At 41.6% G+C, this 11,690-nt stretch carries 14 protein-coding genes and 3 pseudogenes; 15 read left to right on the forward strand and 2 right to left on the reverse strand.

From position 1 onward, the window contains the following. The first annotated feature begins 407 nt into the window (after positions 1–407). The 8 genes and pseudogenes from I1A59_RS06010 to I1A59_RS06045 form a co-directional block, all read left to right on the forward strand. Positions 408–1,946, forward strand: a complete 1,539-nt coding sequence (locus tag I1A59_RS06010) for an ABC-F family ATP-binding cassette domain-containing protein (protein WP_196091887.1) — start codon at positions 408–410, stop codon at positions 1,944–1,946. Positions 1,947–1,954: 8 nt separating this feature from the next. Further along, positions 1,955–2,251: a nucleotide pyrophosphohydrolase gene (locus I1A59_RS06015; RefSeq protein ID WP_196091888.1), complete on the forward strand. Its 297-nt coding sequence runs from the start codon at positions 1,955–1,957 to the stop codon at positions 2,249–2,251. Positions 2,252–2,449: 198 nt separating this feature from the next. Continuing rightward, positions 2,450–2,770 (forward strand): IS630 transposase-related protein, encoded by a 321-nt coding sequence (locus I1A59_RS09790; protein WP_196091889.1) that lies wholly within the window; start codon positions 2,450–2,452, stop codon positions 2,768–2,770. A 229-nt stretch (positions 2,771–2,999) separates the two neighbouring features. Then, positions 3,000–3,299 carry a transposase gene (locus tag I1A59_RS09795; RefSeq protein ID WP_282097650.1) on the forward strand — a complete coding sequence of 100 codons (300 nt, stop codon included), beginning with the start codon at positions 3,000–3,002 and terminating at the stop codon, positions 3,297–3,299. Positions 3,300–3,351: 52 nt separating this feature from the next. Beyond that, positions 3,352–3,921: a GTP pyrophosphokinase gene (locus I1A59_RS06030; RefSeq protein WP_196091891.1), complete on the forward strand. Its 570-nt coding sequence runs from the start codon at positions 3,352–3,354 to the stop codon at positions 3,919–3,921. 244 nt (positions 3,922–4,165) lie between these two features. Further along, positions 4,166–4,456 (forward strand): annotated as a pseudogene (locus tag I1A59_RS06035) (Fic family protein); the annotation flags it as partial. Positions 4,457–4,551: 95 nt separating this feature from the next. Continuing rightward, positions 4,552–5,051, forward strand: a pseudogene (locus I1A59_RS06040) (Fic family protein); the annotation flags it as partial. Between the two features lie 151 nt (positions 5,052–5,202). Further along, positions 5,203–5,355 (forward strand): annotated as a pseudogene (locus tag I1A59_RS06045) (Fic family protein); the annotation flags it as partial. A 72-nt stretch (positions 5,356–5,427) separates the two neighbouring features. On the opposite strand, the gene I1A59_RS06050 reads toward I1A59_RS06045, so the two are convergent. Beyond that, positions 5,428–6,354 (reverse strand): aldo/keto reductase, encoded by a 927-nt coding sequence (locus tag I1A59_RS06050; RefSeq protein WP_196091893.1) that lies wholly within the window; start codon positions 6,352–6,354, stop codon positions 5,428–5,430. A 179-nt stretch (positions 6,355–6,533) separates the two neighbouring features. Here I1A59_RS06050 and I1A59_RS06055 point away from each other — a divergent pair, with 179 nt between their 5' ends. Beyond that, positions 6,534–7,445 (forward strand): DNA-binding protein, encoded by a 912-nt coding sequence (locus tag I1A59_RS06055; RefSeq protein ID WP_196091894.1) that lies wholly within the window; start codon positions 6,534–6,536, stop codon positions 7,443–7,445. Between the two features lie 41 nt (positions 7,446–7,486). On the opposite strand, the gene I1A59_RS06060 is transcribed toward I1A59_RS06055, so the two are convergent. Continuing rightward, positions 7,487–8,224, reverse strand: coding sequence for a peptidylprolyl isomerase (locus tag I1A59_RS06060; RefSeq protein ID WP_196091895.1), 738 nt, complete (start codon positions 8,222–8,224; stop codon positions 7,487–7,489). Positions 8,225–8,333: 109 nt separating this feature from the next. Here I1A59_RS06060 and I1A59_RS06065 point away from each other — a divergent pair, with 109 nt between their 5' ends. The 6 genes from I1A59_RS06065 to I1A59_RS06090 all read left to right on the forward strand — a co-directional run bounded on the left by I1A59_RS06065 (position 8,334) and on the right by I1A59_RS06090 (position 11,534). Then, entirely contained in the window at positions 8,334–8,714 is a 381-nt protein-coding gene (locus I1A59_RS06065) for a VOC family protein (protein WP_196091903.1), read from the forward strand. Next, entirely contained in the window at positions 8,711–9,127 is a 417-nt protein-coding gene (locus tag I1A59_RS06070) for a VOC family protein (RefSeq protein ID WP_196091896.1), read from the forward strand. Before I1A59_RS06065 ends, I1A59_RS06070 begins: the two co-directional genes overlap by 4 nt. 1 nt (position 9,128) lies before the next feature. Next, on the forward strand, positions 9,129–9,659 hold the full coding sequence (locus tag I1A59_RS06075) for a hypothetical protein (RefSeq protein WP_196091897.1): 531 nt from the start codon (positions 9,129–9,131) through the stop codon (positions 9,657–9,659). Positions 9,660–9,676: 17 nt separating this feature from the next. Then, complete coding sequence (locus tag I1A59_RS06080) at positions 9,677–10,816, forward strand: hypothetical protein (RefSeq protein ID WP_196091898.1); 1,140 nt, start codon at positions 9,677–9,679, stop codon at positions 10,814–10,816. Between the two features lie 135 nt (positions 10,817–10,951). Beyond that, positions 10,952–11,161 (forward strand): hypothetical protein, encoded by a 210-nt coding sequence (locus I1A59_RS06085; protein ID WP_196091899.1) that lies wholly within the window; start codon positions 10,952–10,954, stop codon positions 11,159–11,161. Next, positions 11,142–11,534 carry a DUF2335 domain-containing protein gene (locus I1A59_RS06090; protein WP_247644672.1) on the forward strand — a complete coding sequence of 131 codons (393 nt, stop codon included), beginning with the start codon at positions 11,142–11,144 and terminating at the stop codon, positions 11,532–11,534. The genes I1A59_RS06085 and I1A59_RS06090 overlap by 20 nt, the downstream gene beginning before the upstream one ends. Positions 11,535–11,690 lie beyond the last annotated feature (156 nt).

The following is an 11,690-nucleotide window of genomic DNA, read 5'->3' on the forward strand; positions in this document are numbered from 1 at the left end:
ATTTCAAGTTGTAAGCTGAAACGGTTTCTCCCCAAACCGACCTCGCTCTTTTATTGTTAGGCTCGGGTTCAAACAGTCTCTTCCCAGACTGTTTTCGCTTTCCATATTTAGGGCTCAAGTACTAACAGTCTCTTCCCAGACTGTTAGTACCCACCCCCGGTCTAAAGGCATGTTGAATGCCTTTAGAGTTTCTAGATGAAATGAACGAAGTTCATGTCAATGTTGATTAGGCCAGATTTGTTCGTGCTTTGTAAGAACAAATCTGCCAATCAACCACTGCGTCAAAGAATTTTCACTAATAAAAAAATTTCCGAGGTGAGAATTTTTTTGGTTAGCCTCAGTGGGTATCGCTTGAGACCTGAGAAGCTGATTTGAGAGCCAGGTCTTTTTTGGAGAATTAGGATCGTATGAGTATTTTAGAAGTTAAACGTTTGAGTCATGGGTTCGGGGATCGAACCATTTTTGAGGATGTATCCTTCCGCCTTTTAAAAGGGGAACATATTGGCTTAGTTGGGGCTAATGGGGAAGGGAAGTCCACCTTTATGAGCATTGTGACGGGCCAATTGCAGCCAGATGAGGGGCAAGTTATTTGGTCCAAATATGTGAAGGCTGGTTATCTGGACCAACATGCGGTGCTGGAGCCTGGGATGACAGTTCGCGATGTTTTGCGGACGGCTTTTGATGACCTCTTTAAGACAGAGGCCCGGATTCAGGAAATCTACATGGAGATGGCGGAAGCCAGTGATTATGATGCCTTGATGGAGGAAGTTGGCGAGCTGCAGGATCGCCTGGATAGCCGCGATTTTTATAGCTTGGATGCCAAGATTGATGAAGTGGCGCGTGCCTTAGGGGTTGCTGATTTTGGCATGGAGTCTGATGTGACCGAACTCAGTGGTGGGCAGCGGACCAAGGTTCTCCTAGCCAAATTGTTGCTGGAGAAGCCAGACATCCTCCTCTTGGACGAACCTACCAACTACCTGGATGCCGAGCATATCGATTGGCTCAAACGTTACCTCCTTAATTATGAAAATGCCTTTATTTTAATTTCGCATGATATTCCCTTCTTAAATGAGGTGATAAATTTGGTTTATCATGTTGAAAATCAAGACCTGGTACGCTACAGCGGGAATTATGAACAATTCCAGGAAGTTTATGCCATGAAGAAGGCGCAGTTGGAAGCAGCTTACGAACGCCAGCAGAAGGAAATTGCCGACCTAAAAGACTTTGTCAACCGCAACAAGGCCCGGGTAGCGACTCGAAACATGGCTATGAGCCGTCAGAAAAAGTTGGACAAGATGGACCTGATCGAATTGCAGGCTGAGAAACCAAAACCACAATTTGATTTTAAGGTTGCCAGAACACCAGGCCGCTTCATTATCCAAGCTCACGGACTGGAAATTGGCCATGATCGCAAACTGGCCGGCCCACTGGATTTGACCTTTGAGCGCAATCAGAAAATTGCCATTGTCGGAGCCAACGGAATTGGGAAAACCACCCTTCTCAAGAGCCTCTTAGGCCTGATCCCAGCTCTGGCTGGACAAGTGGAAGAAGGAGAATTTATCGAACTCGGATACTTTGAACAAGAAGTACCTGGAGGCAATCGCCAAACCCCACTCGAAGCCGTCTGGGATGCTTTCCCAGCCATGAACCAAGCCGAAGTCCGCGCTGCCCTAGCCCGCTGCGGCCTCACCACCAAGCATATCGAAAGCCAAATCCAGGTCCTCAGTGGAGGCGAGCAAGCCAAGGTCCGCCTCTGCCTGCTCATGAACCGTGAGACCAACGTTCTCGTTCTGGACGAGCCAACCAACCACCTAGACGTGGATGCCAAAGACGAACTCAAACGCGCCCTCCAAGCTTACAAAGGCAGCATCCTCATGGTCTGCCACGAACCAGACTTCTACCAAGGTTGGGTCGATCAAGTCTGGGATTTCAATGAATTGATTTAGGAGAAACCATGATTGAAAGCATTATTCAAGACATTTTGAAATTTCGCAATGAGCGTGGCTGGGGCCAAGCCCACAGTCCCCGTAACCTTGCCAGCTCTATCATCATTGAAGCCGCAGAACTCCTGGAAAACTACCAATGGGGCGAAGAGTATTCAGACCCTATCAATGTCCAGGAGGAAATCGCGGATATCCTGATTTACACCTTCTTGTTGACAGACAAACTCGGCTTAGATGTTGAGACCATTATCCAAGACAAACTCAAGAAAAATGCCCTGAAGTATCCAGTGGCTAAAGAAGAGGACTAGGTGTTGAGGGGGATAGTCCTTAAATTTCAAAATCTGATGTTGTCAATGCTCTTGGATGAACCCATCGATTGTGTACTTTGAACGCTTTATTGCTAATGTTCAACAGTTCTTACAGTCCTGTTGAACTAGCCTCATCGGCTTTCCTGGTCATTTTTTATACTCTTTTAGATTATAAACCGTATGTGATATACTATTTTTATGGCATACGGAATTGATTTTAGAAAACGTGTCCTTGAATATGTTAAAGAGGGACATACACGTAAAGAAACAGCAGCTTTATTTAATATTAGCACCAACACTTTATACAGTTGGGAAAAGCAGGAGAGAGAACTCGGTCACTTAGAGCGTAAAAAGCGTGTTGGTAAATCCAGAAAAATACCTTTAGATAAATTACAAGAATTTGTAGAAGCACATCCAGACGCTTTTTTAAGGGAAATTGCAGAACATTTTTCTTGCAGTATTCCTTCTGTTTGGGCTGCCTTAAAGCAAGTAAACATCACTTTAAAAAAAGACAACTAGTTACAAAGAACAAAATGCACAGAAGGTGCAACAATATCTTGAATCACTAGCCGTTTTGAAAGGCTTTCCTCCAATTGTCTATATTGACGAAACAGGTATTGATACTTATCTATATCGTAAAAATGCCCGTGCGCCCAGAGGTGAAAAGATTTATTTCAAAGTTTCTGGTCGTCGATTTGAAAGAACTTCCATTGTATCTGGATAAATTGGTCAGACTTTTGTTGCGCCAATGATTTACAAAGAGAGTATGACTAGCGATTTCTTTGTAGAGTGGTTTAAACAAGAGCTTCTACCATCTTTAAAGACTCCTCATGTTATTGTTATGGACAATGCAAGTTTTCACCCTAAGAAAATACTAGATGAACTTTCTATCGATGCTGGTCACTTCTTTTTACCTCTACCACCGTATTCTCCAGAATTAAATCCCATTGAGAAAAGTTGGGCTATTTTAAAAAAATCAGTTACAGAATTACTTCGCAAAATGGACTCTATAACTGATGCAATAACATACTATTTAAAAACTAAATAGCTATAATCTCCACACTACATCCTCATTTCTCATCTTCTTAGGAGGTATTCTCATGATTCAGAAAGTTGAGCGATTGATTTCAGAAATTAATCGAATCCATAAAGAATATTCCATCGATTATTTTGAAACAGGTCAGATTCAAAAAGTAAATTTGAAACATACCTTTTCAAAGGTTCCGACATCGGCGATTTTGGCTTATCGTTTAAATCTCCATGAGTCCATTAATGATTATTTGATGAAAGCGGATCTTCAGGATATCGCATACGTTTATCGGGTGAAAACTTCTGAAAGTATTCTCGATAAAATCGACCGTTTTTCTGAACGTACGGAAGGATATCCCGTTAATTCAATCTTGAATGATATTTTTGGAGCTCGAGTGATATTAAGGTCAGAGGAAATCTCTCAGGTCATGGAACGGTTAGATGATTGGAAGGACACCTTTGGATTAAAAAACTGGTATCTCCGAGATAAGGAAGGATATATTGGAATCCATGTCTATTTTAAGAACAAGAGTAATTTTTACTATCCTTGGGAACTTCAGATATGGGATGCCAAGGATGTGGATGGAAATATTCAGAGTCACAGGCTCTATAAGAGAGGATTTGTAAATCCTAAGTTATAACAAGAAAACAGAGGTTGGGACTCTCCAATCTCTGCTTTCTTTTTACCTCCTCATCCCATCGTGCTATAATTTGACTAACAAAGTGGCAGTTGGTTATAAGAGGAGAGTCTATGCAGCCTAAATACACCATTATACTCTTTTAGTTTATCTTTTATTACTGTGTTAGCTCGTCTTGCCGTACTTCAGTACTGTCTACGACTCGCTGCCTTGTACTAAAAGTAAACTAAAAGACTATATAGATCGGATGCTGATTTTAATTCAGGAAATCAGCATGTTAACGGCAGATTTTTCCTTAGCCCAAAGAGAATTACATCTGCGGAAGGAAAATCGGATTCGCTCCATCCATTCTTCGCTAGCTATTGAAAATAATAGCTTGAATATGGAGCAGGTAATAGCAATTTTAAAAGGGAAACGAGTTTTAGGCCCACCAAAGGATATTCGGGAAGTTCAGAATGCCTTTCAAGCCTATGAACAAGTTTTCCAGATGTATCCTTATTTAGTAGAGGATTTGCTTCGTGCTCATCATTTATACTCTTTTAGTTTATCTTTTATTACTGTGTTAGCTCGTCTTGCCGTACTTCAGTACTGTCTACGACTCGCTGCCTTGTACTAAAAGTAAACTAAAAGACTATATTAGCGGAGGGATTGGTCAAGCATCCTGGGCAATTTCGTCAAGGAGACGTGGCTATCTATGATGGAAAGGGGCAAGTTGTCCATGTAGGTGCTCGTCCACAATTTGTTCCGGATTTAGTAAAACAGTTACTAGATTGGGCTAGGAAGGCGGAGGTTTCAGAGGTACTAAAATCCTGCGTCGTTCATTTTGAATTGGAAATCATCCATCTTTTTGAAGAGAAGATGGGAATGGAAGAATGGGGCGATTGTGGCAGAGTTTGATTCTAAGTCAATGGAATCCCATCTTTGAGTGGGTTCCCATCGAATCTGTTATTTTTGAACATCAGTTAGGTTATTATCAGGCTTTGAGTAAAAGTAACACAACAAATGATTCAACAGCTTTTATCGAATTTATGTTAGAGGCTATTCTGGAAACGTTAAAAGTCTTTCACAATCGTTCAATGGTAGTACAGGAACAGTTCATGTCCATCTTATACTCATTAAATTTCAAAATCTGACGTTGTCAAGCCTCTTCAGTGAACCTTAGTTCTACCATCATCGGCTTTCCTAGTCATTTTTTTGAAATTGTTCGAGTATTCCGATTCAGAAGTTAGTTAAGTATTACTAACAAGAAAAGAAGAGCTTGTCTTCCACTCTTTATTAGATTATTTCCAAGAACGTCCTTTTATTTCAAATGCTGATTTTGTCGAGTTGACTCATTTGAGTCAGGCTAGTGCAAGACGCTATTTATCTCGATTTGTTTCTTATGGATTGCTTGATTTTACGGGCTCAACCAGGGATCGTCGGTATAGTCTCCGATGAGAATCCGCTCAAAAACCGCTCATTTTTTACTTGTGAAAATGAACGGTTTTTTGACCATGTTTCTAATTAGTATCAGGGGAGGGTTTTACCTGCTGCAAGGTAAATTTCATACCATTCTTTGCGACTGAGGGTTAGGTTAGTGGCTTGGGTCGCTTCGAGTATTCGTTGGGGTTGTGTTGTACCAATGATGGCTTGCATTTTAGCTGGGTAGCGAAGGACCCAGGCGATGGCAATGGCAGAAGGAGTTGTCTGGTAATGATTAGCCAATCGGTTAAGGACTTGGTTGAGTTTTTCAAACTTAGGATCTCCCACAAAAACTCCTTGGAAATAGCCATGTTGAAGGACTGACCAAGCTTGGATTACCATGTCGTGAGTTCGAGCGTATTCAAAGATACTGCTAGTTACAGAGCTTGAGAGGGCTTGCTCCATGTTCACATGAAATCCTGCATCAAATTCTGGAGCAAAAGCGGCACTCAGTTGTAGCTGGTTAATTGCGAGTGGTTGGGAAACCGCTGTTTTGAGGAGTTCAATCATCATCGGATTTTGATTGGAGACCCCAAAATGACGAACTTTGCCTGTTTTTTCTAAGTGATCAAAAGCTTCCGCAACTTCCTCTGGTTCCATCAGAACATCTGGTCTGTGGAGAAGGAGGCTATTCAGCTGGTCGATGTGTAGTCGTTGGAGAATCCCTTCTACTGAATTGAGAATGTGTTCTTTGGAGAAGTCAAAGTAGGTAAAGTCCTCAATGCGGATGCCACATTTGGACTGAATCCACATTTGATTTCTGAGATCGGGTCTGTTTTTCAAGACTTGCCCAAGTATTTCTTCAGAGCGACCTCCTCCGTAGATATCTGCTAGGTCAAAGGTATTGATGCCGACAGAAAGAGCGGTTTCAATTAATTCCTCAACTTGTAAAGGGGACAGGTTTTTAATGCGCATTAAACCAAGGACAATACTGGATAATTTGGTTTTTTCTTGGGCGAATTCAATGGTTTTCATTTCGATAATCCTTTCAAATTATTAGAAAGCGATTTCATTATATACGGATTTAGGAATAAAGTAAAGGTTATTTGAGAGGGGACTCCTCTTGCATCCTTCCGTTAACCGCAAACTATCCTTCCGGAAACAAGGTATCCTTCCGCTGTGGTATAATTTTAATTGAGACTAAGGAGGGACTGATGTTTTTAAGTGTTAAAGAGTTAGCAATTCGTTGGGGAATTTCCGAAAGAAGAGTTAGAGAATTGGCCTCTTTAGGAAAGATTCCAGGTGCCTTTCAAGAGGGGCGATTTTGGAGATTTCCAGCAGGAGTGAAAAAACCATCGGATAGCCGTTTCAAAAAAACGGAGAGTCTGTTATCATCAATTGAAGAGAAAAAGGCCCATTTAGATACCTTAAGACCCTTAACTTCTGGTGAAGTTCAACGATTGAATGAAGAATTTACGATAGAGTATACTTACAATTCAAATGCAATTGAGGGGAATACTTTAACATTGAAAGAGACAGCACTAGTCCTTCAGGGGCTAACAATTGATCAGAAACCTTTGAAGGATCATTTGGAAGTGATTGGTCATCGTGAAGCTTTTGAATTTGTTCAATCCTTGGTTTCGGATGAGATTGCACTAACGGAAAATGTCATTCAGGATATACATTATCTGGTTCTCTCTGATAAAAAAGAGGACCGAGGCATTTACCGTCGAGTACCCGTTCAAATTATTGGAGCAAGTAATGAACCTGCGCAGCCCTATATGATTCGTCCTCTTATGGAAGCATTATTATTGGATTATCAGAAATCGAATGAGCCCATTGTCAGCAAATTGGCACGTTTTCATATTGAGTTTGAGAGCATACATCCTTTTATTGATGGAAATGGTCGTACTGGTCGCTTATTGGTGAATTTAGAATTAATGAAAGCAGGCTATCCACCAATTGATATTAAATTTAGTGATCGTTTAAAGTATTACCAAGCCTTTGAAGACTATCATCTAAAAGGGAGTTTGTCGACAATGGAAGATTTGTTTGCTGGTTATTTAAACGAGAGACTGGATCGATACATTAAAATTTTAGAGATGGCTGAATCTTCCTCTAACTAAAAAAATCCTCAGGCTTCAAAAAAGCTTGAGGATTTTTAAGGTTATTCTGATTTGATTTCAATCTTTTTGATGGTCACAGCTTCGGTAGGTTTATCCTTGTCATCGGTTTCCACTGCTGCGATTTTATCAACGATGTCCATGCCTTCTGTGACTTGACCGAAGACGGTATAAGAGCCGTCGAGGTTGGGATTCCCGCCGTTTTTGTAGGCTTGGATGATTTTACTGTGGTAGGTTGTTGGATCTAGTCTGCTGGAGATGTCTTGGGTATTTTGATTGATAAAGAATTGGCTGCCGTTGGTATCGGGGCCAGCATTGGCCATGGAGACGGCACCTCGGAGGTTGTAGAGATAGGGACTGATTTCATTGGCGAAGCCTGTACCAGGGTCTTTTTCACGGTCCTTGCCAGCCCAGATGGATTCCCCTCCGCTACCATCTCCTTTGGGATCACCGGTTTGGATCATGAAGTCTTTGATGACCCGGTGGAAGGTGAGTCCGTCATAGTAGCCTTCTTTGGCATGAGTTAGAAAATTCTCGACTGCTAATGGGGCATACTCGGGGAAGAGCTTCATGGTGATGTCCCCCTGGCTGGTTTTAAGGGTAACCACGGCTTCATTTTTAGCGGCTTTGTTGGTGAGCTGTGGGAAGTCTACATCTGGATTCTTAAGAACTTCTTGTAGTTGGGCACTCAAACTCAATTCTTGTTTGGGTTGGTTATTATAGATGATGAATGCTAGGGCTGCTGCACTGATAACCAGGAGAGCTGTGATTAGTTTTTTCATGCGCTGGATTCCTTTCATGTTCTTTGCCCATTATAGCGAATACAGGGTATAGTTTCAAGCTTTTTGAGGTCTATCTGTGGTATACTAAGGTGGAATGGAGGATTATATGATGATCGAATCTCTAGGCCAAGTCATGGTCTATGTGAATGATATTGCTGGCGCTGCCAAGTTTTGGAAGGAGCAAGTTGGCTTCGAATTAGTAGAGCGTCAAGAAAATATGGGCATGGTGTCTTATTTAGTAGCGCCAAAGAAAGATAGCCAGGTGAAGATTGTCCTTCAGGACAAGGCCAAGGTAGCTGAATTGAGCCCGGAGTTGGATTTGGCGACACCATCCTTTTTGATGGAAACTTCTGACCTGGATGGTACCTACCAATATATGCTAGATATGGGCGTATTGGTCATGCCAATAGTAGACTTAGGCTTTATGCGGGTCTTTAATTTTTCCGATTTAGAAGAAAATTATTTTGCAATTCGTGAGGTGAAAAAATGATTAAAGGGATTGAAGTTTATTTAGTAACAGATGGGGATGGCCAAGAGGCTGTTGAGTTTTACAAGGGCGTGTTAGGTGCTGAGCTTGCGAGCTTGACACTCTGGGGCGATGCCATTCCTGATGTAGCGGAAGAGCATAAGGATTTGGTCTTGAATGCGCAACTGGTGGTGGACGGGATTCGTCTGCAAATCTCTGACGAAAGTCCGGAATATACCTACAATCCAGGTCGCAACGTGGTTCCAACCCTTATTGTAGACTCTGCGGAAGCTGCTCAAAAGCTCTACGATGCCCTTAAAGAAGAGGCACAGGAAGTGACACTGGAATTGCAAGAAACCTTCTGGTCACCAGCTTATGCCAACCTAATTGATAAATACGGTATTAACTGGCAGATTTCTGCAGAAGTTGAGGCTTAATATGGTTAGTCTCGCTGAACGTTATGCCGATTATCCGGTCCAGCCCTTTATCTCGGAGCAACAAGCTCAAGACCATGCTAGCGGCCAGGTAGCGCCAGCGGTACCTCGTAAGAATATGGAACCCCTCGAGGGAGATATTTTGGCTGGTGATGTCATTTTACTCTGGCGGATTGCCTTGGGAACTTTCACGACAGAATCTGTTTTTCCAAAGTATTTTGAATACACTTATGGAATCGATGCACCTCGGAACTTGAAAGATTTGGAGGAACGGGACCTGGTTCGTAAGCAAAGTGCGCGTGAATCCTTGGCTCATATTAATGCTGGGCAGAAGAAATCGATTCTAAAAAACCAAGGTGTTAAAGGTTTTTCTAAAATGAAAGCGGCTGAACTGGATCAGGCACTTCTGAGCCAGGTAGACGAATCTGCCTTGGAAGCCAGTTTTGACATTCGTGGCTATGTTTTGACACCAGAGGGCCAGGCCCTGTTTGAACTACATCCTCAGGTATTAGATCGTCACCCTAAGAAGATGTAGGGAAGAGTGAGGTAGATATGAAAAAGAAATTTTATAAGGTCATGTTTGGAACTCTGCTCACAGGAGTTGGATTTTGGTTGGGCTATCAATTGGCGGCAATGGTAGCTCAGATTCCATCCCAGTCAATGTTTGAAAATGAATTTGTAAATTTCGGTTTCATCTACCTCCTTTTCTTTTTCCTTTTTCTTGTGGCTATCTTTATCCATGAATTGGGACACTATATTGGTGGTCGCTTGTCTAGGTATCGTTTGATTTCCTTTCGTGTGGGAAGTTGGGTCTTAGTCCGCTGGGATGAAGGCTTGTTTTGGAAACGATTTACTCTTCACGGCACTTTGGGACAATGTTTGATGGCACCGCCAAGTTCAGATTCTAATCAAGTTCCAGTTCTTCTCTACAATCTTGGCGGACCTTTGATCAATCTTCTGTTTGCTCCCTTGATTGTTCTAGGGCTAAAGATGGACCCATCATGGTGGAGTCTCTCCCTCTTCTTATTTGGAGGGCTTAATCTGCTACTCTCTCTAGGTAATGGAATCCCTTTTAAAGGAAAAATTATCTCTAATGATGGGATGAATGCTTGGGAATTGTATCATAGCCCCGCTGCACGAGAGGCCTTTGTCAAACAGATGCTAATAACAGAAGGACTAACGAGAGGTCGTCGGTTAAAAGATTTACCGGTAGAATTGTTTCATTTGAAGAGTCCAGTAGAGGAGGGGAACTCTTTTGTTTCGATGATGAACTATTATTGGGCTTCTTACCTTCTGGATAAAGGGGCTTATAGGGAAGGAAGAGGAATTTTAGATAAGTTAGTACTTCCTAGCGGAACCTTGCCAGGTCTTCTGAAAATCTTTAGCCGATTAGCCTTATTATCTCTAGAACTCCTCGAAAATCCTAGTCAGGTTGATCTATCTATTTTAGGAGAGAAAGAAACCAAGCAAGTGCTAAAAGCTATGAAGGATTATCCGTCTATACTTTCGATCCAGTATTCCATTGCCCGTCTTCGAAATCAGGATCAAGCAGAGGCAGATGCCATTCGTCATCAACTTGAGAAAGTGATCCAGACCTATCCGACCAAGGCTGATATTGAGATGGCGTTGGAGGATGTGGACATGGTTGATCGAATTGCGGCTGGGGAAGATGTTGCGAGCCTATTTTCATAAGAAAAATCAAGGTGGAAACGGAGGTTTTCATCTTGTTTTTTAGAATAGTGTGGTAGAATTATCTTGAGTAATGAAAATAACAGGTCTATAGATCCGATAGTGTTTCTTTCAATATTCAGTTTAGGAGGAGTGCTGATGAAAAAGGTGATGAAAATTCCAAGCTATTTAAAATTAGTTTGTGTTGGGATGTCTACTATAGTGCTACCAACTTTTTTTCAGAATCAAGATATTCCGAGGATTAAAACAGATAAACTAACTGCAGGTCAGCGAGTTCAATTAGACTATTTACGCTCTTTAAATGAAATCAAGAAGGAGGCGGTCTCTTTTGACTACAAACAAGAATGATTTAGAAAAAGTAGACGACCTTGTTGATTTGGTAGAGAAGTTACCTGATGAAGAAAGACAGATTGTTTTACAAAAATTAGAAATATATCAGGGAGATTTACCTCATCCTGAAATCTTAGAAGGCTACAATAATTTATTTCCAGAAGCTGCAAAACTGATCATCGAGAATGGGGTAGCAGAATCGGAACATAGAAGAAAAATGGAAGAGAAATATCTTTCTGGAAATATTGCAGCTCATAAGTTCGGTCAAGTGTTAGGTTTCATTGTAGCATTGTTAATTATTGCTTGTGGAACCTTTTTGATATTTACGGGTCATTCTATTGCAGGTTCTATTATGACTGGAACGACTGCTCTAGGTGTTATACTCTTTTAGTTTATCTTTTATTACTGTGTTAGCTCGTCTTGCCGTACTTTAGTACTGCCTGCGACTCGCTGCCTTGTACTAAAAGCAAACTAAAACTCCAAGCAGGCTTCGCCTGCTAACTCATGACAGAAAATTAGTTCAGGTATATAATAAAGATGAGCAATA

Source organism: Streptococcus sp. NLN76, from assembly GCF_015686645.1.
Classification (GTDB): domain Bacteria; phylum Bacillota; class Bacilli; order Lactobacillales; family Streptococcaceae; genus Streptococcus.

Bases quoted from the DNA above. Each gene is read 5' to 3' on its own strand.
- I1A59_RS06010 (WP_196091887.1), top strand. From the start codon at position 408: ATGAGTATTTTAGAAGTTAAACGTTTGAGTCATGGGTTCGGGGATCGA.
- I1A59_RS06015 (WP_196091888.1), top strand. From the start codon at position 1,955: ATGATTGAAAGCATTATTCAAGACATTTTGAAATTTCGCAATGAGCGT.
- I1A59_RS09790 (WP_196091889.1), top strand. From the start codon at position 2,450: ATGGCATACGGAATTGATTTTAGAAAACGTGTCCTTGAATATGTTAAA.
- I1A59_RS09795 (WP_282097650.1), top strand. From the start codon at position 3,000: ATGATTTACAAAGAGAGTATGACTAGCGATTTCTTTGTAGAGTGGTTT.
- I1A59_RS06030 (WP_196091891.1), top strand. From the start codon at position 3,352: ATGATTCAGAAAGTTGAGCGATTGATTTCAGAAATTAATCGAATCCAT.
- I1A59_RS06050 (WP_196091893.1), bottom strand. From the start codon at position 6,354: ATGAAAACCATTGAATTCGCCCAAGAAAAAACCAAATTATCCAGTATT.
- I1A59_RS06055 (WP_196091894.1), top strand. From the start codon at position 6,534: ATGTTTTTAAGTGTTAAAGAGTTAGCAATTCGTTGGGGAATTTCCGAA.
- I1A59_RS06060 (WP_196091895.1), bottom strand. From the start codon at position 8,224: ATGAAAAAACTAATCACAGCTCTCCTGGTTATCAGTGCAGCAGCCCTA.
- I1A59_RS06065 (WP_196091903.1), top strand. From the start codon at position 8,334: ATGATCGAATCTCTAGGCCAAGTCATGGTCTATGTGAATGATATTGCT.
- I1A59_RS06070 (WP_196091896.1), top strand. From the start codon at position 8,711: ATGATTAAAGGGATTGAAGTTTATTTAGTAACAGATGGGGATGGCCAA.
- I1A59_RS06075 (WP_196091897.1), top strand. From the start codon at position 9,129: ATGGTTAGTCTCGCTGAACGTTATGCCGATTATCCGGTCCAGCCCTTT.
- I1A59_RS06080 (WP_196091898.1), top strand. From the start codon at position 9,677: ATGAAAAAGAAATTTTATAAGGTCATGTTTGGAACTCTGCTCACAGGA.
- I1A59_RS06085 (WP_196091899.1), top strand. From the start codon at position 10,952: ATGAAAAAGGTGATGAAAATTCCAAGCTATTTAAAATTAGTTTGTGTT.